At 54.1% G+C, this 26,086-nt stretch carries 13 protein-coding genes and 3 pseudogenes; 11 read left to right on the top strand and 5 right to left on the bottom strand.

Going from position 1 to position 26,086, the window contains the following annotated elements; all coding sequences use genetic code 11:
• Positions 1-1,631 precede the first annotated feature (1,631 nt).
• Positions 1,632-1,959, top strand: a pseudogene (locus tag M2427_RS36795) (transposase domain-containing protein); the annotation flags it as partial.
• A 660-nt stretch (positions 1,960-2,619) separates the two neighbouring features.
• Here M2427_RS36795 and M2427_RS36790 read toward each other — a convergent pair.
• Complete coding sequence (locus M2427_RS36790) at positions 2,620-3,681, bottom strand: acyltransferase (protein WP_280711696.1); 1,062 nt, start codon at positions 3,679-3,681, stop codon at positions 2,620-2,622.
• A 511-nt stretch (positions 3,682-4,192) separates the two neighbouring features.
• Here M2427_RS36790 and M2427_RS36785 point away from each other — a divergent pair.
• Together M2427_RS36785 and M2427_RS36780 are read left to right on the top strand one after the other, a co-directional pair.
• The gene (locus M2427_RS36785; protein ID WP_280711695.1) at positions 4,193-5,605 is read left to right on the top strand and encodes a hypothetical protein; all 1,413 of its coding nucleotides are present in this window, start codon (positions 4,193-4,195) and stop codon (positions 5,603-5,605) included.
• Positions 5,606-6,026: 421 nt separating this feature from the next.
• Positions 6,027-7,526, top strand: a complete 1,500-nt coding sequence (locus M2427_RS36780; RefSeq protein WP_280711694.1) for a phosphomannomutase/phosphoglucomutase — start codon at positions 6,027-6,029, stop codon at positions 7,524-7,526.
• 2,052 nt (positions 7,527-9,578) lie between these two features.
• Here M2427_RS36780 and M2427_RS36775 read toward each other — a convergent pair.
• Positions 9,579-9,776: a hypothetical protein gene (locus tag M2427_RS36775; protein ID WP_280711693.1), complete on the bottom strand. Its 198-nt coding sequence runs from the start codon at positions 9,774-9,776 to the stop codon at positions 9,579-9,581.
• A gap of 1,346 nt (positions 9,777-11,122) precedes the next feature.
• Here M2427_RS36775 and M2427_RS36770 point away from each other — a divergent pair.
• From M2427_RS36770 to M2427_RS36760, 3 genes and pseudogenes are all read left to right on the top strand, one after another.
• Positions 11,123-12,039 (top strand): annotated as a pseudogene (locus tag M2427_RS36770) (IS3 family transposase); the annotation flags it as partial.
• A gap of 440 nt (positions 12,040-12,479) precedes the next feature.
• Positions 12,480-13,281, top strand: a pseudogene (locus M2427_RS36765) (transposase); the annotation flags it as partial.
• A gap of 2 nt (positions 13,282-13,283) precedes the next feature.
• The gene (locus M2427_RS36760) at positions 13,284-13,517 is read left to right on the top strand and encodes a hypothetical protein (RefSeq protein WP_280711692.1); all 234 of its coding nucleotides are present in this window, start codon (positions 13,284-13,286) and stop codon (positions 13,515-13,517) included.
• A gap of 1,233 nt (positions 13,518-14,750) precedes the next feature.
• Here M2427_RS36760 and M2427_RS36755 read toward each other — a convergent pair.
• Positions 14,751-16,508 (bottom strand): GMC family oxidoreductase, encoded by a 1,758-nt coding sequence (locus tag M2427_RS36755; RefSeq protein ID WP_280711691.1) that lies wholly within the window; start codon positions 16,506-16,508, stop codon positions 14,751-14,753.
• 661 nt (positions 16,509-17,169) lie between these two features.
• On the bottom strand, positions 17,170-18,657 hold the full coding sequence (locus tag M2427_RS36750; protein ID WP_280711690.1) for an oligosaccharide flippase family protein: 1,488 nt from the start codon (positions 18,655-18,657) through the stop codon (positions 17,170-17,172).
• 644 nt (positions 18,658-19,301) lie between these two features.
• On the opposite strand from M2427_RS36750, the gene M2427_RS36745 reads away from it, so the two are divergent.
• The 4 genes from M2427_RS36745 (at position 19,302) to M2427_RS36730 (ending at position 23,714) form a co-directional block, all read left to right on the top strand.
• Positions 19,302-20,414: a glycosyltransferase family 1 protein gene (locus tag M2427_RS36745; RefSeq protein ID WP_280711689.1), complete on the top strand. Its 1,113-nt coding sequence runs from the start codon at positions 19,302-19,304 to the stop codon at positions 20,412-20,414.
• Positions 20,411-21,283, top strand: a complete 873-nt coding sequence (locus tag M2427_RS36740; protein ID WP_280711688.1) for a glycosyltransferase family 2 protein — start codon at positions 20,411-20,413, stop codon at positions 21,281-21,283. Before M2427_RS36745 ends, M2427_RS36740 begins: the two co-directional genes overlap by 4 nt.
• Before the next feature lie 234 nt (positions 21,284-21,517).
• Entirely contained in the window at positions 21,518-22,555 is a 1,038-nt protein-coding gene (locus M2427_RS36735) for an acyltransferase (protein ID WP_280711724.1), read from the top strand.
• Between the two features lie 22 nt (positions 22,556-22,577).
• A complete protein-coding gene (locus M2427_RS36730) occupies positions 22,578-23,714 on the top strand; it encodes an acyltransferase (RefSeq protein WP_280711687.1) in 1,137 nt (378 codons plus the stop codon).
• Here M2427_RS36730 and M2427_RS36725 read toward each other — a convergent pair.
• A complete protein-coding gene (locus M2427_RS36725) occupies positions 23,704-24,834 on the bottom strand; it encodes a glycosyltransferase family 2 protein (protein ID WP_280711686.1) in 1,131 nt (376 codons plus the stop codon). The two genes, M2427_RS36730 and M2427_RS36725, sit on opposite strands and share 11 nt — an antisense overlap.
• A gap of 479 nt (positions 24,835-25,313) precedes the next feature.
• Here M2427_RS36725 and M2427_RS36720 point away from each other — a divergent pair, with 479 nt between their 5' ends.
• Positions 25,314-26,075: a glycosyltransferase family 1 protein gene (locus M2427_RS36720; protein ID WP_280711685.1), complete on the top strand. Its 762-nt coding sequence runs from the start codon at positions 25,314-25,316 to the stop codon at positions 26,073-26,075.
• Positions 26,076-26,086: the final 11 nt, after the last annotated feature.

Raw genomic sequence — 26,086 nt, 5'->3', positions numbered from 1 at the left:
TACTCAGTCGTGAAGCTGGCGAGTAACAAACAGTTTTTTAGGTGCCGATCGGCAGAGAGCCGCGTTGCAAGGACCGAAATTGCGAGAAAGCGGCTTCCCGGCTGGGGAAAAGGCAGTAGTCCGGGTCAAAAACGGCGAAATGCGCTGTAATATTCAAATGAGTCGGGGGTCGCAGTATGTTGTTACTACTTCTCGCGGCCATTGTGGTCGGCGCACTGCTTTTCATGACGTTTTGCCGCTGAAGCGCGCATTCGCGTGTTGCCGCAAATCCTCATGCTGACACCGAATCGAAGCTTCAGTCAGGATAGCTTTGACTGTGCAGGTGCCGCGCGTTCACTTCCGAATTTGGAGGTGGAGCATGCTCACCTGGCTTGCGGTGCTCTTCATTGCGATAAGTGTAGCGGTGTTGGTCGCGCACGCGATTGATGCCATACGCTCGTGGCGACACCCAAGCTGAAACCCAATTTTCCCGGCGTCCATCTACCCGTAATCAGCCGCGAACGGTTGGGCTCAAGCCGAGTCGGCTCGTTGACGAGAGCGTTCCTCCGGCATTTGGCAGGTCCTTCTGCCGGTTTGCCGCGCTCCACGAGCGCCGGAAGGACTTACGCTCTGCCGCTGCACGAATATGCCCGCTAAGATCGCACGATCTGCCGGTCGCAGCCATTCGGCAAGACGTGGCATTATGTTTAGACAAGCTGAAGCTCGAACGCGCTGACCGGCTCTCTGTTCCGCACAGCATCTGATGTGCTTCTCTATCCGGCGCGCGTCGGCTTGCGCACGGAAGGCGGCCGCATCTCGCTCGTGTGGTTCCAGGATTAACTTCTCACGCGGACATCAAGCCTAATTCCAACGCAAGCTTGCTGCCTTCGCAGAGCACTATACGTTTTGACCACCGGAAATTGCCCCCGCCGGGGCTTACCCCAAGGCGAAGCCGTCGCGCCAAGATATTCGGCGCGGCGGTCCGTTCCCGCTGCGAGGCTGACGTGCGCAAGCTTGCGTTACTCGTTTTTGGCGTCTGTGTCTGGGTCGCGCTGCTGGCCGCAGTAGTCACGACCGTTGCTCGCCTCGGTACCGAGGCTAAGGAGCGACGCGCTCAGAGCATCGCGGAGCACCTGTCGAAGAGCAAGCGCTAGAGCGCTGCCGCGGCGCGACGGCTACGCTGCGGGCGGCAGTCGCCGTCGCAGCCAACTTGCGGAAGTCCGATCCCGCGATCGCGGCTGAAATCGGCGTCGACCACAAGACTGTTGGCAGGGCGCGAAAACAAAACGGCGATCGGTCGCTGGCTTACCAAGCGCAGCGCAAAGACGGGAAGCAAAAGAACATGCAGAAAGGGAATCCCACGAAGAAGAAACTGCCTGGAACAGACCGCGAAGCAGGCAGCCACCTAATTCGTCGACAACTTATCAACTAGTTCTCGAACGTCTAGCTGTAGTCCGAGGTCTATCAAGTGCGACACGTTTATTGCGTTGGAGCGAACGTTCGATCCAAAGCGGCTCCTCGCTTGCAACGACGGCGCAAGGCGGTCGGCGACCTACGCGGCACGTCATCAGCGCGAACGACGAGCTTGATTATACCAAGAAGCTTCCGCACAATTAGCACGCGACGGAGATAGTTCCCAGCTCGCCGCATCGGCTAAGGCGTTCAACTACATCCTGAGACGATGGGCGAGCTTCCCGCTGTGCCTGGAAGACGGACGCGTGTGTTTCTCCAATAATGCCGCCGAACGGGGCTTGCGAGGCATCGCTCTTGGCGAAACTCCTGGTTGTTCAGTGGCTCTGATCGCGGCGGACGGCTTCCATGTCTAGTTTGATCATCATGGCCAAAATGAATGGCGTCGATCCATGGGCCAGGCTCACGGATATCCTTGCCCGCATCGCCGCCCACCCAGCTCATCGACTGGACGAACTCCTGCCCTGGAATTGGACGCCGGCGTCAGCGATCCCTGCTCGAGCGGCATGAGCACCCACCTCAACAAGGTCCATCACGTTACCACCCTGGCCAAGCTCGCCAAAGACCTCGGCGAAGATGAAGATTGGCTATGGGCATCGCCAGCGAGATGGAGATCGAAGGTGGCCTCATGCGGTCTATGGTGTCGGAGAAAGAGCACCCTGGCGCCGCCGAGTTCGGAATCGACACTGAGCGAGCTCGTGAAGTTCTACAAAGAAACCCCTGAACTGCTCAGGCAGTGAGGCTGCGGCCTGCGCCGAACGGTTACGCCACACGCGTTACGATCAACGATCGAAATAGTTGCCGAGTCATTCTGCCGCGGTTGTTCCGCTGCTGCGCGCACCGTGCTTCTTCCGGGTGGACCAATCTCCCAATCCAGCTCTTCGAACAGGGCAGCGAAAATGGCCGGCGACATTCGCATCACGCCGAGTGACCCGCGCGATCTAGCGTCCGTTTGTAGGTGTCAGCGACCCTGCGGTCAGACACGCGACCGACCTGCATTCCGAAAGTACAGTAGGTCCAGTCGCTTGCTTCAACAGCAGTCGTGACCGGCTCTGGGGAAGCTTAAAAAGATAGGACGCTCTCTTGTTTATGCCCCGCCATAGTCAGAGCAATCGCCGGCTTGAATCCTGCTGGCGCAAGGTGGCAATGCTTTTCAAAAACAACCCAACGCTAGGAGGCGTGGACAACTTGGTCATCCCTCCGAAGCAGCTGTCGGCTAAGAATTTTCCGCAAAGGTTCATCATAAAATTTCATCGCAGCCAATGAGAAGCTTACGATCGTAACAATTTCCAATACCGTCCAACACACGAAAAGCGATCCAGTCAGTTGGTAAACCCGCGTCACATTCGCGAAAGGCTTTATCAAAGGGTGATGCAAGATATACAGTGGATAAGATAATTGACCCAAAAATAGCGAAATGCGTTTGCGGGCCCCTGACATCGGGATGTTGGCTCCAGCAGCAACAATGACTGGGAATGTGACCAACACCGACACGTCGTCAACGAGCCAAGAGAGCTGACCACGTGGCAAACAGAACGTGACGAGAAGTAGGGCAACGATGACTAGAAATGGGGCTTTGAAATATTCCAGCCACCCCATTCGAAACAGCCGATACAAAGCAATGCCGGCTGGAAAAGAAAACATGACGCGCACAAATCCGATGTGGGTCGTGCTGAAAGTCGGCCCCCCATCCACGCCGAAAATTAACACTAAGATAGCGCTGCCGGCGACGACGAATGCGAGTACCCTGTCGGTCAAATGCCTGACAAATAAGGCATAAAATGCATTACTAATAAGCTCGGCACTTAAAGACCAGGACGGAACATTAAAAGGAAACGCCGCTTCGCCTACCGTGTATTCAAGCAGCGGTGTAGGAATCATCACGAGCGCAAGGAGCCATGCTAGGGATCCCCTGAGAATGAAAGAGAGGTCATGGCCCAACAGCGCGCGAGTGGACAGAATAATAGCACCAACGGACAATCCTAGCAGTATTAGCGGATATAGTCGAACGAGCCGGATTTGCGCGAACGTGGAAAACGACATCCCGCATTTTAGTTTCTCTTCGTAGGCATGCGCGACGACAAAGCCGCTAAGCAAGAAGAAAAAGTCGACGGCAAGCTCGAAATGAGGCGGGTGGAGATATTTGCCAAGCTCCAGATGGCCGAGGAAAACGCAAAAAGCTGCTATTCCTCGCAATCCATCCAGCGCGGGAAAGTGTTTGGTATGCTGCATGTGCCGACGAGCCCCTAAGCTATCGCTTCCATGCGGACAAAAGGTCTCGTCCAAACTGGCTGCAAAGGGGGCGACCGCACGTTACCATTGCCGCTCAGTCATCAATTTGATTTTAGGTCTCATCATATATTTCAATTCCCACAGAAAACATAAATACTCTACCCTGAGCGCCACGCTTGGCAAATGCCAAAGTTGCTTCCCTTTAGGCGACTGCAGGTTAATACTGAATCTCAAAGCTCCTTGATTTTCACTTTAAGCTGCCCGCGAAGGATGCCAGTTACCTATCATGGATGGAAGCGAAGGTGCTAGAGATCTCTACCTGCTGAGAGTGGTCCCGGCGGCAGGCGCAAATTTCGGGGCATTCTAGTCCTCGCGGTTAGCTTCCAATCCCGGTTGTCAGATTATCGATTTCGATATTTTCGAAGATGAGCTAGACGTGCCCGGTGGAAGGAAATTGGATTTGATCCTTCATGGTCGTTGTTGACGAGTAAGGTCGGGACGAGCTTATCAAATGACAGTTGAGATTATTGGCCTTCTCTCATTGATTGTGGGGGTAGCGTCGCTGTTTTGCCCACCTTCGTTTATCGTCTATGTGTTCTTCGCGAGCACACTGTTGGGCTCGGCGGCTGCCTTTGTACTCGACTCCTTAGGGGGCAGCAGCCTTTCACCGGCTCAACTCTTGCTGGGTTTTACATGCTTGAAGCTTCTGAGCGTGCAATCCATTAGGAAAAAATCTCTGCTCGGAATAAGAATCGGGCTTCCCGGTTTTTGGCTTTTGCTGCTTGCGATTTTTGCTGGCCTTTCCGCATTTTTTTTCCCTCGACTTTTTGCCGGGCAAACTTACGTTTTTCCGATTCGCTTCTCCAAAGATGCTGGAAGTATTCTACTTTATCCCGCGGCATCAAATCTGACCCAGACCGTCTATTTGGGAGCCGACTTCGTATGCTTCTTTTTGTTTTATGGATTTGGATCTGATCCTATTCGGCAACAGCAGCTACGGTCGGCGGCGCTGATGTGCGTTATCTTGAATCTTGTCTTTGCGGTTTTGGACCTTGCTACCTACGCAACAGGAACTACCGAATTGCTCGCCTTTATCCGGAACGCGAGCTACAGAATTCTGAATGATGATCAGGTTGCCGGGTTCAAAAGAATAATTGGGTCATTCAACGAAGCCTCCGTTTTCGGGTTCGTCACTTTAGGCTTTTTCGCGTACACGAGTAAGCTTTGGCTACTCGGCGTGCGACGCAAATTGTCACTCACGCTTTCATTGCTGTCTCTACTCGCGTTGGTATTTTCGACTTCCACGACTGCCTATGTCGGTTTTGCAGCGTTTTTCGCATTCGCTTATGTAGAGACTATGATCAGGACACTTCGTAGCAGTGCGACTATTGAAGCTACCATTTTTCTAATTGCAGTTCCGCTAATCGTGCCCATCGTCGGGGTAGCCCTAGCGTTGAACGCGGACACCTCGGCGTACATACAAAGTATTGGCGATCAGATTATTTTTAACAAGCTGTCTTCCGACTCTGGGATTGAGCGCTCGTCTTGGAATGCACAGGCTTGGCAGGTCTTTATGGATACCAGCTACTTGGGCGCCGGAAATGGTAGCGTAAGAGCATCCAGTTTTCCTGTCGCCGTGCTGGCCAATCTCGGCGTTATTGGAGTAATTTTGTTTGGTCTGTTTTTTAGCGGCATATTTTCGACTGGAAAGAGCCGCCGCTTCTGCGATGAGGCGGGGCGTCAGGCGGCTCAATCAGCCTGTATCGCATGGCTCATTTCCGAGACGGTTTCGGGAGCCTCGACCGACCTCGGTTTGATGTTTTTTGCGTTCGCCGCGATGGTTTGCTCTTCTGCCGAGACTAACGGGCCGCCGGCCCAATCCGGCAAGACTCACCCACCACTAAGTGTCGTTCGGCAGCCATAATACGAACTTCTGTGCGTAAAATCCCCACGATTGTCGTCGGCGACACTGTAATTGAAGCCTACGTAGACGCTATCTAAGACCAAGCACTCGAGTAACACGGCGGATGCCGCGCAACGCTCGACAATGTCCTTCTGAACGCGCGAGCGTAACGGAAACGGATCGCAGGTCCAGTTAGGTCCACCGCGAGGAGATCCGTTCGCCAACGTCCGACACTTCAGATCAATCGGATCAATCAAAATTTGCGAGAGGCAGCGTTCTGGCTGCGATGGATTGCTGGATGCGGTTGAGTGGCGGCGAGAGTAATGTTAGCAATTATGAGCCAGTGCAATTTACGGCCTTGCAACTCATTTCTGCGCTCTGTTGCGATCCGTCATTCGCTAGAGACTGTATCAATTCACGCTATTTTCACGGGACCGCTTCAATGTTTCCCAAGCCGAAATCCGCGCTTTTGCCCAACACCTACGCCTTCGAATCCGAGCCGATGGTGAAGCCGACAGGTTTTCGCGAATACGACGCGCGCTGGCTGTTCCAGAAGGAAATCAACCTCATGGGCGTGCAGGCGCTCGGGATGGGACTGGGCGCGCTGATTGCGGAACTCGGCGTCAGCCAGGAGATCGTCACCGGCCATGATTTCCGCGGCTATTCGGCCTCGATCAAATATGCGCTGATCTCGGGCCTGATGGCTGCGGGATGCAAGGTGCATGACATTGGGCTCGCGGTGACGCCGATGGCCTATTTCGCCCAGTTCGATCTCGACGTGCCCGCTGTCGCGATGGTGACCGCCTCGCACAACGACAATGGCTGGACTGGCGTGAAGATGGGTGCCAACCGCCCGCTGACCTTCGGCCCCGACGAGATGACGCGGCTGAAGGAAATCGTGCTCAACGCGGATTTCAAGAATAAGGCCGGCGGCTCCTACCAGTTCCACGAGAATTATCCGGCGCGCTACATCGCCGACCTCACCAACCGTCCGAAGCTCAAGCGCAAGCTCAAGGTCGTCGCGGCCTGCGGCAACGGCACGGCCGGCGCCTTCGCGCCGCAGGTGCTGGAGGCGATCGGCTGCGAAGTGATCCCGCTCGACACCGAGCTCGATCACACCTTCCCCAAATACAATCCGAATCCTGAGGACATGGAGATGCTGCACGCGATCCGCGACGCGGTGCTGCATCACAAGGCGGATGTCGGCCTCGGCTTCGACGGTGACGGCGATCGCTGCGGCGTCGTCGACAACACCGGCGAGGAGATTTTCGCCGACAAGGTCGGCGTGATGCTCGCGCGCGACATGTCGGCGATCCACAAGGACGCGCAGTTCATCGTCGACGTGAAGTCGACCGGCCTGTTCATCACCGATCCGGTGCTTCAGAAGCGGGGCGCCAGGACCGCCTATTGGAAGACCGGCCATTCCTACATGAAGCGTCGCACCAACGAGACGGGCGCGCTCGCAGGCTTCGAGAAGTCCGGCCACTTCTTCTTCAACAAGCCGTATGGCCGCGGCTATGACGATGGCCTGGTCTCGGCGCTCGCGATCTGCGACATGCTCGACCGCGCGCCGGGCAAGTCGATGGCTGACTTGAAGAACGCGCTGCCAAAAACCTGGTCGTCGCCGACCATGTCGCCGCATTGCGCCGATGAGGTGAAGTACGGCGTCATCGACCAGGTCGTGAAGCACTTCGAAGCCTTGCAGGCGAACGGCGCCAAGATTGGCGGCCAGTCGATCCGCGATCTCGTCACCGTCAATGGCGTGCGCGTGACCGTCGAGGACGGCAGCTGGGGCCTGGTGCGGGCGTCCTCGAACAAACCCGAGCTCGTGGTCGTGGTCGAGAGCCCGGTCTCCGAGCAGCGCATGCACGACATGTTCGAGATGGTGAACAGCGTGCTGCGCACCCATCCCGAGGTCGGCGAGTACAATCAGAAGATCTGAGGTTTGGCCGCAGAGAGGGTCTGCTCCCTCGCCCCGTTCTTACGGCTGTAAAATTCACACATATTGCCGAGGAATTGATCGCTGATTCCGTGGGTTGATTGTGATTCGCGGGACTGAGCGATGTCCGGGATGGATAGCGGGCTGGGTCGTTTGGGTCTCCGCGATGTGTGAATCGAGCAGCCGCAGGCAGTGAGGGGGAGGCAGCAGCGCGTTTGTGACAGCTTACGCCGTCCGCAGCGACCCAGAAAGCCATCCATCTCGGCCTTGAAACGCTCAGACTGCGAGGACAGTCCAGTGGCGGCGTGGTGCACCTTCGAGGCTGCTACGCCGGCCTCGTCGGAGGCCTTGCTGACGTTCGCGATATTGTCAATCACATCGCGAATGCCGGAGGCGGCCTGCCGCAGGCTGCCGGCGATCTCGCGAGTGGTGTGGCCCTGCTAATCGACCGCGGTCGAGATCTGCAGGAAATCTCGTCTCCGCAATGGTCGCGCAGCCGCCAGGAGGATCGTGGTCTCTACCTTTTCGGATGTCTCGTTCGGTTTTCAGCTGAGCGACCCGCGGGCGAGACGCTCGATCTGTTGCTGCTCTGGCCTAATGTACACGTAGCCCGGAAAAGCTCGTGCGGCGTCATCGATCTTTTCTTTGGATGCAAACAACGCGGCTAAGCACCTGCGCTCGTTGGCCAGGAACCGAAGTGTCCATCTCCGCTTTGATCGCAACTGCGGCCTTTTTACAAAGCTCTTCGGAATCAAAAGGCGCCACAAGTGTGGTATTAGGCATACCCGGGCTCCCTAGCACTATCCATTCGAGGGAAATCAGAAGAACCCATTCCAATCGAACACCTCGAAAATTGCCTTAAGACAGAGCGGCGTCCAACCATTGCTGGAGCGCTTCGTGAACTTGCGCTTAGCGGTCGGGATGAGGACGGTTCAAAGTAATGATACGTCCCGGTGCGCAGAGTTCACACGCGGAACGTTTGGGTGCGATTGCGAAGGGGGCGACGATCGCGCAAGACCCACCGAAAGAGTTTCGCCCGAAAACTCGGATTAGAGCGGCGGGCCAAAAGCGCCCCAAATAGGAGCGCGTTCGATCCGACCCAACCAATCGCTACGATGCTCCAGGCTGACATCCAATTGCCCTTGCTCCTGCAACATCGATACCGGAAATTTCTTAAGCAATCTTAAAGATCTTGCTTCGCCGAATGCGACCAAATCACATGAATTGCGAAATTTGTGAGCCGGTATACCGTCAAACTCTGATAAGCTAAGTGAGAGTCCTCGTAGGGTGCGAGCAGACTTTTAAATATTGATCTCAATCGCTGCTTACGTGCCCGCGCACTCGGCGTAACTGTATCGGCGCGGCCACATTTAAGCCGTTTTTTGAGCTGTCCTGCGGCTACACCGTTAAGCCGCAGCGTGAACTAGTTGCCGTTGCTGTTGTCCGGCTTGAGGAATGTGTCCGATCGCAACGTGTTTGAATGCCGACAAGTTCATCAAAGTCCTTCTCCAGCCTGATGGAAAAAGAGCCGACGAAGCTGTCACGTTTGCCCGGACGCTGGGGTATATCGGATGCCCGTTCTTGGCTTCAGCGCGAGTTCTGAACGCCAATTCGTTAGTCGTCGCCTTTTGCGGCCATTCTGGAAGGGCGCCAATGGACCAAAGGGTCGGGTGCTGCCCGAAATCCGTGTTCGTGACGTCAAGCCGAGCTCTACCGCCAGGACGCAATATTTGCCGAATTCGCTGCCGTGAACAATTCAATCCTACGCCGTTTGTGCCGTGAGGATGAAGTCGCTATCGCGAAGAGCCGATTTTTCGGCTAGGCGGACGACGGGAGCCGAAGCGAGCGACAGAGAAGCCGACCTGATAGAGCTGGCGTTTATCGCGTTCTCTGTCCGAGAAAGCTCGGCGACTATTTCCGGAATGGGCTTACTGAAAATCATCACCGCGCTCAGTGCGTCATCCTCTGCGGTCCAACTGCGGTTCGACTTGAAATTATTCATGAGAAAGGCATTGCAAGGCCTGATACAAGTAGCCGCGCCGAGAGCGCTGCGTACTAAGCTGACAAGCCTCTCACGGTCGCCTTTGGCATGCGATTTATTGCTGTCTTTAAATCCGTCGCTAAGTCTCGATAGTGACCTCCGACGCGCAAGAACAACTCGCGTTTCTTGTTGTCGGTGGCCAGCTTTGCAATAAGTTCACATTCGCCAGCAAGCTCTTCAAATCGAGCCAGTTTAAGCTCCAAATCAATCACGATGTCCCCCCTAGGAAAAAAGTCAGAACGGGAACGCGAAAGGAAACGATTTCGTTAATTGCGCTAACATTCAATCGCAACATCGACGCGGGCGCAAGCAAATTGCTCGCTGTCGCAGGAGTTCCAGGTAGCAACTTTTGTCAGGTGGGCAGAGTTCATTTGAGCGAGGGCACGCTGTCCGTTTTGTCAGCTGCTATTTTGTAATCGCTCGCGTTGGGCGCAACCACCTTGCTTCGTACAACGCTCGATATACCGTATCGCTGAATTTTGCAGCGGCACCGATGCCTCCCCGCGCTCCCACGCGGTAGCATCGCTCACAGAGCGAGGGACGCACAACGATCTGGCAAAAAAAGCGAGCAGCTGCCGCCGCTCTACGGACGACAGCTGCTGCAGGTGGATGGCCTGAAACGACACTTCATGACGTATAGGCCAGCTCATTTTAGCATCAAGATGCACAAAAATTAGGGGCTCAATATTAGTCTCGCAGCTGTCGCGAATTGTTGAAAGGCAGAGTGCACCCAGTAATTTACCCACGAACTTTCTTGCTCAAAAAAGTTCTTCTTGATACCGCGAGGAAAGCGCAGTTCAACTTAGATCATTAAATTAACGAGACTCAATCTTTCCAAAGACAAGTTGTATTGATCTGTACACCGCGCAAAATGCTGCGCGCGTTAGGCAGCTATTCTGGCAGGACTGCGTCACACTGTTGCACTTGCAATCTTCATCGCGTTCTTAAGTAGCAAGGCTGTTATTCTTGTAGAAGTAGCATGCTGCGAAGTCACGAGGCCTGGAAAACGCCTGCTCGTATCTGCTGACCGTTGGTGCCTTAATCACAATGAATGTGAAATGCCCAACGGGGTATGACAAGGCCCATAAAGGGACAGCGCACTAATCGCCGCCTCGATGATGGGCCGATTCTAAGAGACGTTGTGCGTGCAATCTTAGCCTGCCGGCGCGCTTCAACGCCTCATGGCGTTCGCGGCCGCCAGGCATACGCCGAGCCTCGGCGAGCGCTTCCTCGGCCGCTCGCCAGGCAAGATCAGCCTCAGGCAGATTCTGCTGCTCCATGAAAAACCACTGCGACAGTTTCCTCCGGCAAACATAAGTAAAAAGCCTATCTCCGGTGTTTGCAACCGCGAAAGGCGCCTTCTCGGCGTCGGCACCAGCAGCTCAGATGCGCATCTATCTGTTGCGCGCCACTATTGCGACACGCAAAAGTTGACACACTCAGTGCTTGGTCACATTCGGTCGGGTAAACTAGCGGCAGCCTGGGCACGCCATCTGCGACTACGTTCACGACCTCATTCAGCTTGGTTATCCCTTTAGCTTGCAGCGATCACACTGACTTGAAACCCGAGCGGGGTATCCTAACAAGGCCCGCAACCTACTTTGCGAAGGAAGCAACATGGAGTCATGAAGTTGGTCTTCATCGAGAAGCACCAGGCGATCTGGCCCGTGGCATGGCTATCGAAGCGCCGGGGGCGTCGCGGTCAGGCTTCCATGTCTGGCTGAACCGCTCTCCCAGCGCCAGATCACGCAGCGACGAGGAACTTGGCGACCGGGCCAAAGGCGAGCTTGATGGCGAGCGACCGCACCTACGTCGCGCGCCGGTTCTGGCGCGATCTGCTCTCCGGTGGGGTGGACTGTGGCCTCCATTAGGTCGAACGGCTGACGCGCCTGCACGGCTTGTAGGCGCGGCCGCGCCGGCTGGGCTTGCCAAAGGACAGCGGCGATCGGCAGCTCGAGATCGTGCCGGCGAACCTCCTTGACCGGCAGTTCGCCGCCGAGCGCCCGCACCAGAAGTGGATCATCGACTTCACCTATCTCCGGACAGCCGAAGGCTGGCTCAATGTGGCGGCGAGGATCGACCTGTTCTCGCGCCTGGCCGTGGGCTGCTCGATGAGCACCGCATGACGGCTCAGCTCGTGACGCACGCATTGTTGATGGCCGTCTGGCGGCGCGGCAAGCCGGACACGCTGTTGCATCATAGCGACTGGGACTGCCGACATACCAGCGAACAATTTCAGCGCCGGATGGCCGACCACGGCATCGTCTGCAGCGTGAACTTGCTCCGATACGTCTGGCATAATGCGGTGATAGAGAGCTTCTTCTCCTCGCCCAAAACCGAACGGTCGGAAAGCTAAGCCTACAGGACCAGAGACGAGGCACGCGCCGACGTGTTCGACTACATTGGGAGATTCTACAACGCGATCGGCAAGCACCAACCATCAGTTATCGCAGCCTGGTCGAGTTCGATCGTAAGGTGGGTAGCTTAACCTGGTATCATCAAATCGGCAGCAGCTCAGATCGTCCGCGTAGCGGGCCTTTAGCCCAACATCCAGTGGACCAACTTTGTCGCTCCCCACGCAAGACCGGCCACCCATCCGGTCATAGCAATAGAGACCAGTCCCAGAAAAGCCAAAGTGAATGTTCGCCGTAGGGCTGGTCGTTGCCGTTGGCCCGGATCGATGTTTTGAACCTTCACGAAACTACTCCGATCTGACTACCCAACCCTAGCCGGCTTCAAAATCTTGTTCTGTGACACAGTTCACATGTTTGAATGTGGGGAGGCTTGTCCCAACTCTTCGCGGCAGGAGCGGATGAAGGTGCTGAAGGGGCGCAAAGCTGATGATGTCCCGGCGTGGCTAACGTTCTAGTGCTGATGCAAAAATGGGCACAGCCTATTTGGGATAATGATCGCCGGCCATGGGCAAGACCGACTCGGGCCGGTGCTGGATCTACGTTCGGGACGACCGGCCGTTTGGCGGCGCGGGCCCACCAGCGGCGATGTTCTACTACTCGCGCAATCGCAAGGGCGAGCATCCCCAGGGGCATCTGGCCCGGTATGCCGGCATCCTGCAGGCCGACGCCTATGACGGGTACAACCAGCTCTATCTGGCCGGGCGCCAGCCCGGACCGATCCGGGAAGCTGCCTGCTGGTCGCACGGAAGGCGCCCATGCCTTGCCATGGCTGACATCGAAGAGAATGGTCGGCGCAAGGGGGCCGGAAAGAAGGAAATCCCGCTCTTTCCGATTGCGATCGAGGTTGTGCGGCGGATCGATGCTCTGTTCGAGATCGAGCGCTCCATCAATGGCAGGAGCCACGAAGGACGTCTGGAGGTGCGACAGACGCTGAGCCGGCCTCTGGTCGAGGATCTTCAGGTCTACATGCGCGAACAGCTCGCTAAACTGTCTCATGGTCACGATCTGGAAGGCTTTCAACTACATCCTGAAGCGATGGGCGAGCTTCACGCTGTTAGTGGAACGAGCTTCACGCTGTTAGTGGAAGATGGACGCGTGTGTCTCTCCAACAATGCCGCCGAACGGGGCTTGCGAGGCATCGCTCTTGGACGGAAGTCCTGGCTGTTCTGCGGATCTGATCGCGGAGGGCGGCGCGCCGCAGCTATGTACAGCCTCAACATCCGCCTATCCGGCTCATCGGCTCGACGAACTTCTGCCCTGGAATTGGACGCCTGCATCAGCACTCTCCGCTCGAGCTGCATGACCATGCACGTCAACAAAGTTCATCACGTCACCACCATCACCCAGGTCACGAACGACCTCGGCGAAGACGAAGATTGGCCGTGGGACATCGCCAACGAGATGGAGATCGAGGACGGCATCATCTGGGTCTATGGCGTCGGAGAAGACGGCGTCCAAGCGTACACCGACTTCGGACTCGAAAACCTCATCGAGCTGATTAGGTTCTACAAAGAGAACCCTGGACTGCTCGGGTGGTAACCCTGCGGCCTACGCCGAATGAATATGTAGCAAATGACGATTTTCGCTCATCTGACGCTCCAACTTGGAGATGGCAATCACGACCGCACCAAAAAAGGCTCCGCGCCTACCATGGAGCTACGGGAGCTCGGAGTGCACATTGAGCGACGAGGCGGCCACCGTCGCGCGAGTGAAAGCTAGCGCTCGTCAATGACGTTTGTGTGAAGCACTAATGTCACCGACTGGTAAATGTAACACTACGGCGCACTAGTTTCGAACTCGCTTTCAGCGCACTCGAAGGCGTCCAAAGCGGCGGCAAGGAAGCAGCCGCGTGACTGCAAGTCGGGGTAAGCAGTCCCGGACATTGCACGTTCCTAGGTTAGCAGAAAATTCCGAGCAGCCGAAAGGCATCAAACTCACTGCGGTTTGTGCTGGCAAACGAGTTGCGATCAAAAAGAAGCCCCGCGCGCCGAGGAGTGGGCGGGGTAATGACTTGGGGGCCAAAATGGCACTTCGTTCGACCCAGGGGTTTTACCATGAGAGGTGACCTTGCTCGGGCGTGGCGCGCATCAAGGTTCTGCGCACCATGCTTGCAAAGCCTCATTTGCTAACTCCCAAGCCGCCGGAGATGGCCAGCCTCCCTTCGAGAAGCTAACCTCCAGCGCGCATAGCGCCGTGATGGCTGTGTGGTGTCTCTTCGTAACCGTCGATCGATCGCTCTGTAGATCAATAACAAGCCCCGCGATCAGTTGGCCCGCGACATCGACCGAAGAGAAATAAGCTTGTCGAAAGACCAACAGCGCGTGACGCGCGTTCACATCATCGCTCATGAACCATCAATCTAAAATAAGTCGTGGCACAAATGAAACGGCGAAGAGAATATAGAACTTGAGCGGTCACTGACAACATTAATCATTGCAATGGCAATCTTACTGACTATCCCGCCTACGGGTGCCGACGACAACCTACCCACTCACATGAGCGTCAACGGAGGATAGATCTATATTCGACGCTTCCTCACACGCTTTCAGTTCAATGAGCGAGAGGCGTTATCGTCGCTAGTTGTCGCTCAGAGACGTGGAGATCGCGCAAAGCGTCCCGGAGCCGCGTAGGAGAGAGCCGGAGCGGTGATGCAGGGCCGATCGCAGAATGCGCCAAGTTTCTCATAGCAGGTTTCTTGCCTGCTCATTTGCCGCGGGTGAGCAATTTATCGAGCCCGTGGGCTCGCTTTACCCGTGCGGCTGCGGCGCCAATTTAATGTGCACTGAAATCGCGAGCAGCGCCGGCTGATGCACCAAGCTCCCCTTTCAAACGATCAGCAAGGCGCAACGCCATAGCGACGATCATGAGCGTTGGATTGGCATGGCCGCTGGTCGGAAATACCGAAGCGCCAGCGAAGTAGAGCCCGCTAATCCCAAATACTTGGCAATTCTGATCGACTACGCCTGCCCTTCTCTCAGAAGCCATTCTAGTCGTTCCAGCCGTGTGCGCCGTATCGACAATGATGGCACCGTCGTAGCGTTTTTGCTCGACCCAAGCCTCGAGCTGCGGCGCAGAAAGCCCAACGCGCAGAAACTCGCTGCGCATCAATTCGCCTATACGTGCCAACGTGCGGCGCGATTGCTCCGAGGCCCGCCAAGTAACAAACGGAAGTGGCATTCCCAATATGTCTCGCTTCTCTGACAGCGTAACTCGATTGCTGGGATCTGGCGGCTGCTCAGAAATGGCCTCGACGCCAAGACCAACGAGCTTGTGCGGCAGTCCGCCCGTCTGGAATTCCTGCGCCACAAAGTTGGGATTAAAGCGTATTAAACTGTCTATTAGAAAACTGCTGACTGGCCGCGGCATCAAGCGACTTTGCAGCAGCTTACGGCCCACCCCTTTGACAATCACCCCCGGGCTGCCGGCTATGACGCGAGTATCGGTCGACCATTTCGAAAAGTCTCTTCGGGCGAAACGCTTCACTGCCTCCCACGGATCATCCAGTGCTCGCTTATCGAGCATGTAGATGGCGCAATTAAGCAGCTCCTCCCTGCGCTGAATTTCGGGAGATAACGCCAGGCCACGCATATACATCGAAACTTTCTTGTCATGCTTAACACTGTAAAAGCCGAAACGAGCCGACATACGGGCCGCCTCGCTTGCATCGTAAGATGCAATCTGCGCACTGGGATGGTCCATCAGATAGCGGCCTGTCGCCTCGTTGGTGAGTCCTGGCTGATCTTTGGCCGACAGCAAGAGCAGTCGCGCATTCTCGATGGAGCCGGCAGCTACAACGCAAGCTCTGCCTTCAATTGTTATGCGCTTACCTGTAAGAGAACTTGCCTCGACATGTCCGAACCGGCAATTATCCAGCCGGATTGACGTAACAGTCGAACCAACGATCAAGCGCACGTTATCTGGATGCTCTCGGAGAAATTCTGGCCCGAGCCGTAGAAAGTCTGTCTGAGAACGCGCGAATTGCCAGAAGAAAGATCCTAGGACCGAAGGGTCCGGATTGGCTCGCGGCCTTGGTGCGTCGATCATCGACCACAGCCGCTCGTCATAACAGTTTGGACCGAGATTGAGCGCGCTGGCAGCAGCATCAAGATAAGGCGCAAGGTCACTCTGTGCAATCGGCCAACCAGAGTGAGCAACCCAAGGTCGCCGCTCAAAATCGATGGGATCAAAGGTGGCCGACTTGCCGGCCCATACCGCCGACGCCCCACCAACGCAGCGGCTACGAACGCCAAAACGTTGAGATTCGTGAGACCAAAGCGTCGCGCGATAGTGAAATTGGCGCCGCCTTTCAGCTTCAGCCAGCGTCCACAAATCATTGGGCGCATCGACTTCATTAAGCGCTTCGTAGGCGGGGTCCTGCGCAATCCCACCGCTTTCGATTATCAATACGCTTACGTTGGTGCCAAAAAAGGAACGAGCGATACTAATGCCTGCCGGTCCCGCACCGACGATAAGCAAATCCGCCTCGAGCTGCGCTCCATTTTCAAATTCAGAGAGACTGGAGACTTTCACGCACTTCTCTTCTACTTGTCAAAATACGGCACGGTCTGCAATTACATGAGACACTACACCGATTTTGGATTCGATGATACGCCTATTGTTAGAGCAGAACTTCGCCGCAGGATGGCCCGCCTCATCGCTAGCCACTTCGCATGTCCGTGATTTTGTTTGGAGCGTTGCGCCTATCTCATAAATGGTGGACGCGAGTACAGCTGTGGCAATAGGCACGCCTCCCCTCCTCTCGCGATGTAAGATCGCGATCGAACATCTCTGGCAATCGAACGGATAGACCGGGCAACCACCCAACAACACATCGAGTAGTTATTCCTTACACTGTTCGAAGCTCTCGCCAGCTCTGTAATATACTTCCCACGCTGCTCGTTTTTTGACAGAAAGCGATTGTCCCAGTGACGCTGCGACGGGGCCGCGTTGCCGACTATCGAGCACCTGCCTCGAACATCAAATAGCTTCGCCAAGAAGAGCCCTGTGGGACCCGGCCAGCCGCACGACAATCGGTGTGAGGGCACCTCCTGCAATGTGACCGCACTTCCGCTCACGGCAGAAGTCCCACATTGTGAAGCAAATCTCACCAATGACCTTTCCAGCCTCCGAAAGAATCTCTGGCTTTAGCCCCCTGCTTGATCATCGACTTCGCCCGGCTAGATCGGATCAGTTATCCTGGTGCAGGACGCGTGTTTCTTCGAACAATCTCTCGGCCCAAATTCCAGAGCTCATCAAAGATTTGCTTCTGTATTAGCTGAAGCAGACCAAGATAGATCACTGAGGAGACGCTGAGTATCACAATTGCCCTCAGCAGCGGACCGTCCGAAGAAAAAGCAAGAGAAGCAACAAGACCGACCGATACACTGACCACAGAAAGCGCCGCCGGACCCAGAAAAATACGCGAGGCATGCTGCAACCAGCGGCGGCCCGGAGGAAACACACGGAAGAAGAGAATTGGCTGCAACACCACATAATAGGCGAACACTCCGATCGCCACGCCGGTCGCTTGCGCTTGATGGGCACCAACTCCAACAACGATAAAAAAGCAGATCCCGCTTACGCTACTAAACTTCAAGAAGGTGTCGAACGCCCCCACGGCTGTCAAGTGAGCGCGAGCGACGGAAGCTATTGCTTCGGCTGGAAGGCCAAGACTAAGAATCTGAAGTAGCAAGATGGAAGGAAGCCATTTGTCACCGAACAAAGAACGCAAGATGGGATCTGCAACGGCGGCCTGAAAAAAGCAGAGCGGCGTGACAATGTAGCTCAAGGCTTCTGCCGACTTGAGCGCTGCCTCAATCATGCGGGATTTCTCGGTGCCAAACCTAGTTAAAGTTGAAAACAAGATACTCTGTAGGTTGCCGGCAACAACACGAACCGGCATCGCTGCCAAACGAAACGCGAAGTAATAATAGCCAACGGCCTGAGCTGTCGCGAACAGACCCAACAGCAGGTAGTCGCCCTGATCAATCAACGAGAGGATCAGCTTGGAAAGAAAAACACGGCCGCCTTGCCTTAGGAAATACCAAACCTGCTTAAGTTTGGCTCTTCCGCGTAGTGCTAGCGGTGTCTTGCGGAGATAAAAGATGGCGCGCAACCCGAATATCGCGGGCATAGGAATGAAAAAAGCATAGACGCCCGTATGTAGCAGCGCCAACACCACGATGAGTATTTGATTACTTAAAAGTTCTAGGAGAGCATAGCCTGCGGCCCAACGAAAATTGAGACCTGCGTAGATTTTTGCGCCAGGCACCACAGAAAGCGCGATGATGGGCATACTTACCGCGACGAGCATTAGCGGGCCAACAATGTCCGGCTCTCCAAACGCTCGTGCAATTAGCGGAGCAGCCAAGGCAAGAGCGAGTGCGGCCAATATGCCCTGTCCCATCGACACTGCAAATGCAGCCTTCTCCCAGAGAACAAGCTTTGAGCTGCGTTGCTGGAGAACTGTGTCAACGCCAAAACCAATGAACGTCCAGGCCACTGTGGTGACCAAAAGAGCAAGACCCACGACACCGAATTCACTTGGCGTCAGAAGAAAGCCTAAAACAACTTGCGCGCCGAAAAGGACGACCCGCGAAGCAACGCTTTGGACAGCCAGAAACGCCATGCCTTCCGCGGCGGCATAGCGCAAAGATTTTGCTTGGGTCTGCTCGGCCACGGAACACCGGAAAAGGAGGGAACTTCGTGCTTAAAGTTGCGACAATCTATCTTGGAGTTAAGACATTTTCTAGTATTGCGCTCGACCTTGGTAAACTAGCGAATGGTCGCAGCGCGCTGCGTTACCAGCAGCTATGGAGCCGACCCAATATTTGCACGGTTGCCGTTGTTCGACGGTGACAGCAGGAGCGTTCGGCAAAGAGCGTTACTATATTGGCGGGCGGCTCGATTTTGGCGAACAAATCACCAATTTCCGCTCATTTTTAATACATATCGCATTTCAGGTGAGCGCACCGATCCTAGAAGATGCTTGAGAGCCTGCTTTATATGCTGCGCGTGACTTTCTATTCGATTCACGTGATCTGCGTCCGCAATGATCTTGTCTAACTTTCTATGACTGGCGGCCTGTAGCGATACTCTCGCAAATGTCGGGCCGCCACCTCCTCCTTGCACCGAGGCAACCTTTAAGGAGAGTGATCGCGGTAAAAGGAGCCTGCTGCAACACAGGAGTTAACCTTGAAGCGTCACCAAGGTTGGACGCAGAAACAGCCCTAGACGAACGAGGCGAAAACCATTTATAGCTGTAGGAGCTGCTTCTCCTATAAAGCTTAGTCTCATCTTAGTTAATCGTATTGTGATTGCGCGATGGCGACCCGACCAATCGTCTTTAACGGAAAATTTCTAACAGCGAGTCCGACGGGAGTGCACCGAGTCGCGGGCGAGCTGATTGTCGGCTTAGATAAGATCATCACCAAAGAGCCTCGTGAAGCGCTCAAGTCAACTGAGTTGATTACACCGCGAAACGGGCGCCAATTAGAGTTGGATACGGTCAAGCAATCCACATCGGGATTGTTCACTTGGCAGCCTTGGGAGCAAATTGATCTCCCATTTCTCGCGCGAGGATCATTACTTATAAATTTGTGCAATCTCGCGCCGTTGCTGGGCCCAGTCAGCATCACAATGATACATGATGCTCAGGTCTTTTTGACGCCTGAGTCATATAGTCCAGCGTTCCGTCACTTCTATCAGTTCATGCTTCCGCGCATAGGAAAGTCGTCGGCGAAGATCCTTACCGTCTCGGAATACTCAAAACGGCAACTTGTGCGCTTTGGCATAGCGGCGGAAGATAAGGTGGAGGTCATTCATAATGGCGCGGACCATGTTTTGGCTTGCAAGTCAGAACCAAATATAATTGCCGAGCTTGGGCTTGAGCCGTACAGATATGTGGTAGCCCTTTCCAACACCCAGGCTCATAAGAATATCTCGATCCTATTTCGTGCATTTTCGCAACGTAGCATGAGAAGCGCGCGGCTTGTTTTGGTGGGTAAGGCCAGCAGAAAGGAATTTGAAGAGATCGGTCAGACGCCACCAGAAAATACTCTTTTTGCCGGTGCCGTCACCGACGGACAACTCCGAGCTCTTATGGAGCGTGCCGCGGCGCTGGCGTTCCCTTCAACAACGGAAGGTTTTGGTCTTCCGCCATTGGAGGCGATGCACGTTGGGTGCCCTGTTGTCGTGGCCCCCTGCGGCGCGCTTGAAGAAGTTTGCGGCGATGCAGCCACATACGTCTCGCCAGATGATGATCTTGGGTGGGCCACAGCACTCTTGACTCTCATGGAAGACGAAAATGGTCGACGCACCGCAACTAATCTGGGACTCAGACAAGGGAAGAACTTTACTTGGGCCGCGAGCGCGCAAAAGTTGGCGAACGTCATCGAGTCTGTCAGCCAAACCGTTGATCAAAAGGGGGCGACATGAATATTGCGGTGGCTATCGCTTCCCGCGGCAGACCAGAAGAGATCGGTCAACTGATCGCGCAGCTACGCGCGCAATCGCTTAAACCCTGCCTCATTGTGCTCTCGGTGGTATCCGAGGCCGATGTCGGAGGTTTAATAAGCGACCCATCGCTGAAGATCGTTTTTGGCACGCCAGGACTTTGCGCTCAACGTAACAGAGCATTGGATGCTCTCCCTGCGGATATAGATCTCATTGCTTTTTTTGATGACGACTACTTGCCAGCGCCAGGGTCGTTGCAGGGAGCAGCATCTTTTTTTGAGAATCATCCGGACGTGACTGGCGCAACCGGAGTCCTGCTTGCTGACGGCATCAATTCCGCGGGGATCAGCTACGAAGAGGCCAGCGCGTTAATTTCGGGCTACACTCCTCAGCACGGCAACAAGCCAAGAATACTGAGAGAGCAGGACGGACTATATGGCTGCAATATGATCTATCGTGTCTCGGCAATACGAGGGCAGAGGTTCGACGAAACACTTCCACTCTATGGTTGGCAAGAAGACATCGACTTTGCGAGCCGCATGGCGCGCCGTGGGAAACAAGTCAAAACAGATGCTTTTGCCGGGGTTCATCGTGGTGTTAAGTCCGCGCGCTTACCGGGAGTTCGTTTTGGATATTCCCAAATCGCCAATCCAGTTTATCTAGTTCGAAAAGGTACGATGCGTTTTGCCTATGCGTTTAAGCTCGTTCTTCGGAATATTGCCGCAAATCTCATTCGAAGCCCGCGCTCGGAACCTTGGATCGATCGTCCGGGACGCCTAAAGGGAAATTTGATCGCTCTTCGCGACCTTGTCTGCGGAAGACTACGTCCAGAGGCGGTTTTGGAGTTGTAGTTGGCAGATTTCAAACGAGCCAGATGGCGTTTCAACCTTTCATTCTTGGCAGCAATCCTTGTGCTGGGTCCTCGCTAATGCTAGCGTTCTACCAAATATCTTAAGATTTCAAAGATGTGTTGGCTTCAGTGGCTCTTAGTTAGTCGATTGTACCAACCGAGCTAATTCCGCGAGGCTGAGATTACGCAGTCTGTGCCTTTTACGAGAACCAAGCATTTCGTCGTTCTTGACGGAATGAGAGGGGTTGCGGCGTTTGCTGTCGTCGCGCTTCACATGCTCGATCCCCTCGAATTTCATTATGTACCAGTCCATGCGCCGCTGGCCGTTGACTTTTTTTTCGCACTAAGCGGTTTCGTTATCGCGCACGCTTACGAAAGTCGCCTTCAAAACGAACTGACGTTCCTGGAATTTGCCAAGATCCGCCTCATACGCCTTTACCCATTGATGTTTGCAGGCCTTTTCTTAGGATTTGTTGTCCTCTCAATTAGAGCATGGGTCGGCCATGATATAGACTTCATATTTCGAGGGCTTGCGGCGCTAGTAGCAGGTCTTCTTATACTTCCGTCTCCCTTCCTGATCAGGCCCGGCAACGAAGCAGCCTATCCGTTTAACACGCCAACTTGGTCGCTTTTTGACGAGCTTGTGGTCAATGCAGCTTATGCTCTGACTGTCAGCAAGTTGTCCAACGCCGTCCTAGCAACCATCATCATCCTCTGCGCTTCAGTTCTGATAGTAATGAGTTCGACACCGGGCGGACTAGAAGGGGCCGAGAACTGGTCAACCTTGTACCGCGGACTAGGTAAGGTCTTCTTTTCGTTCGGAGCTGGCGTCGCGCTGTCACGTCTGCACGCAGCTGGACGCTTGAGGGACTTCACTTTGCCTGCATTGCTTCCGATCTCATTGCTAGCCATCATTCTTTTCACGCCGAAAACTCCATTTCCGACGTTTTACTATCTTTGCTCGGTGCTGCTGATCTTCCCACTCCTAATCGCCGTGGGAGCGAACGCACGTCTCTCGGGCGCCCTTGAACGATTTGCTATTTTGGCCGGTCAGCTATCGTATCCAGTTTATATTGTGCATTATCCGTTTGTTCGAATCTTCAGCAATTTTGCTAGAACCAACGGTTACGAACACAGTCCAGCATTGTTAGCCGTCGAAGCCACTACCATCGTTTTATTTTCCTATGCCGCCTCGGTCTTCGTTGACCAACCTATAAGGCAAGCCTTGGGGCGCGCCTCCAAAAGACAATCATTGAGCAAACATGCGACCTGAAAGAGAGGCCAGGTTCGGGTCATTGGACTGCCTTCGCGGCATCTCTGCTTTGGCAGTTGTCGTTTGGCACTGGCAACATATGTGGCTGCTAGGTACGCGCGATCTCATCATGTCGCCGAGCTTCGTCATCGATCGAGCGAGCGAGCCTTTTTACTTCCTTTTGAAGGTCGCTTATGATCACGGGTACTTAGCGGTGCCCATGTTTTTTCTGATTTCAGGCTTTATATTTTTTCATCTCTACGAGCGCAAAATTTGCGAAGGAACGATCACCGGGGGACATTTTTTTCTATTGCGGTTCAGTCGGCTCTATCCTTTGCACTTCGCAACCTTGTTGCTCGTTGCCGGGCTTCAATTGGTTTTCGTAAATTTAACAACCCAATACTTTGTTTATCCCGCGAATGACCCGCTGCACTTCGTTGGCAGCTTAGGTTTCGTACAATTGACAAACGATCAAGCTGCATTCAATGGGCCAGCATGGTCACTGACCATCGAAATAGCAATGTACGCACTATTTTTCTTGTTTGCGAGATTTGGCCTCATCTCGGGCATCGCTGGAGCACTGCTGGCGGCTCTTATCGGGTTGTTTTTCTTCACCCTCAACGATTCGCTAGCACAAGGTCTCATCGGATTTTTTGGAGGCGGCGCCATCTATCGGCTCTACACACGCGTAATGAAATCGAGTCATCCACGTCTGTGGTTCTTAGCCGCACTCGCAACCACACTAGTCGGTTGGATGTACGCAATTGCCGTCGTATATGACGCCAGCCTAGGTGATGCTTTAGTCAATCGCCTGACGTTCGGTCGACACTTGATACCGACACTCTCGGTAACGGCGATTTTATTTCCAATGACCGTACTTACTTTTTCACTACATGAATCATTATTTGACTCAAAATATCTGCGCTTGGCTTGGCTCGGAAACATTTCGTATTCGAGCTATCTCCTGCATTTCCCGATTCAATTGACAATCGCAGTATTTTTTTTCCTGAACTACCTCTCATTGGAGTTCATCAAATCTCGAGCCCTTTTCGTTTTATTCTTCGCCGTACTGATCGCTCTTTCTGCGGCGGCGTTTAAGTACTTCGAACTACCGATGCAAAATTCATTGCGACAACTCGCAAAACGACCGCGGCGAATTGGCTGGGCTGTCAAGAGATAACGCGCGCACCCTTGAGTGACGTTCTCACGGCCTTTATCCGTGAATGCGTCCATACTTCGCTCGCGGCTTTTCCGATCAGACCAACCTTCAGTAAATCCTGCGACGATCGAAATTGGCAACTGCCATCATAGTGCAAGCTCGATCCAGGCCAAGCTTCGATCGCGTCTTCAAGCTGGATGTAGCTCAAGCCGCGCCGATAGTGATTGCCTTCTTTTTTCATCTCAAAACGGCGCTGCAATTCTCCACAAAACTTGAAGTGCAAAAGCGCTGTCATGTCCGTGGCATAGTTCTTGTTGGTGCCAGCGTGTGAATTCAGGTATCTAAATCCCGCCTTCACAAAATTAAGCGGGCGCTTTTGTAACGCCGGCATTTCACGAGGCGCCACTTTGGCGAGCAATGGAATTAGCGACTGCGGCACCAGATCAACGACACGATCTACTTGATTGGCGAGAGTATAAAATACAGCTCCATGCCGCGCTTCCGCATCGAGGTTAGAAAGCAATCGACAACGCGGGCCACCAATAACCTGAAGCCTAAATGCTTTTTCCTTGTCCCAGAACCGTCGCGGCCAATCCCTGAAAACGTAATCGGCATCAAACCATCCCATAACATCGCTCAAATTCTCGTCCGCTTCAAACGTAAGATCAAGAAAGCTTGTCTGCGGATACATATCGATCATTACCGCGTTTACGCAATCGAACCCCTCGGCGGTCAGCGATTCGCAGTACTGCTTGATGGAGAGCTCTTCCATGGCCGGATAAACCAGGTGCTCGTCGACATCCAGGTACACGAGCCAGCCCCGTATTTTGAGCCGGTCAATGACTTCGTTAATCCACGCCACACCATAGCCGGACTCGCGGTAGCTCCCCGTAGCAAGGAAGACCCGGCAGTCTGGCTGACTAAGGAGGTAGTCCCTGCTTTCGTCTGAGGAGTTATTATCGATAAATATGAACTCGGATACACCTAGCTTTCGATGGTGCCGTAAAAAGGCAGGCAACAAGCGGATTTCATTACGAATTGGGCAAATCAGCGGAATGCCTTCACCTGCCGGCGGCAGTTCAGTTCCGTGCAATAATTGTAAACTCATCAAATCACCCTTGACTATTTCAGCAGCCCGCAATTTGACTCTTAACGCATGATCTAGCTTTGAAGAGGACGTTCATCGGCGGGTTTGGCCTCAAATTCAATCGGCCTTGGATTTTGACCACGACGAGAATGAATTTTCAACGAAATCTGGTTGCATACATGAGTTTGGTAAAGAAGGAGATCAGGTTGCTCCCACCGCTAATGATCGATCTTACGATGAACCTGGGAAACCGCACAGCCGTTTATGACATCGGAACGGAGATCAGTCGGACAGCGACCAATAGGTCAGTTCGTTATTGGCGAGCTGTGCTAAATAGTCCGATTGAGTTCAGGCACGGAAATATGCGCTCTATCATTGGGAAGCTACTATTTAGGGCTGCTTTCAAGGACCTTTCGTCCGATGTCTCGTCGTATTGGCCACGAAGGACCAAGGTCCTTTTCATTGATCCGATTTTTTCGCTCAAGACGGACCTTAGTCCCGAGGATATTGTGCTCTGCCACGACATCGCACCAGTGACTAACCCGGAATATTATGATCCAACAGCTGGAGAAGTTTATGATCGCGCATACAAACGAATTCAGGTTTCCGGCCCCGGTATCGTTTTTGTTAGTGATTTTACAAGACGTGCATATTTGGAGCGGTATCCAGGGCGTTATAGATTTACTAGGGTCATTCCTCTTTATCACAGATCTTCCCTATCAGTCACTTTGCCGAGCTCTGGGCGGGAAAAGCCGTTCGTTCTGATGGTGGGCGGACTGGAAAGACGGAAAAATTTTCGCGCGGCGATCGCAGCTTTTGAAGCAAGCGAACTTGCTGCCAATGACTATGAACTTGTCATTGCTGGGCCTCGAGGCAACCTATCTGCTGATCTACTTCCGGTTATTGCGGCAACGGAAAACGTATCGCACTTGGGTTACGTCGACGATTCTGCATTAGCGGGACTTTACGCCGACGCGAGCGTCCTATTATTTCCCAGTCTTGTGGAGGGCTTCGGTGTGCCCGCGCTTGAAGCACCGAGTGCAAATTTACTCCCAATTGTCAGCAAAGGTACCGTTCTTGAAGAGATTGTAGGGCCATCAGGACTCTTAGTTGATCCTCACTCTGTGGATGATATCGCAAAAGTATTGCGCGAGGCTATCGCAATGGAACCAAGCGAGAGAGAAGCCCGGTTGACTAACATTCGTGATCATCAGCGTCAGTTTTCAATCGAGAATTTTCGCAAGTCATGGAAAACTCTATTGGATGACGAACTCGATTTCGCTCAGAAGAGATAGGCGCTCTGCTG

This window comes from Bradyrhizobium sp. BR13661 (genome assembly GCF_029892425.1).
In the GTDB taxonomy this organism is placed as follows: Bacteria; Pseudomonadota; Alphaproteobacteria; order Rhizobiales; family Xanthobacteraceae; genus Bradyrhizobium.
Note: the sequence above shows the minus strand (reverse complement) of the source record. Positions and strands in the feature narration are given on the sequence as shown.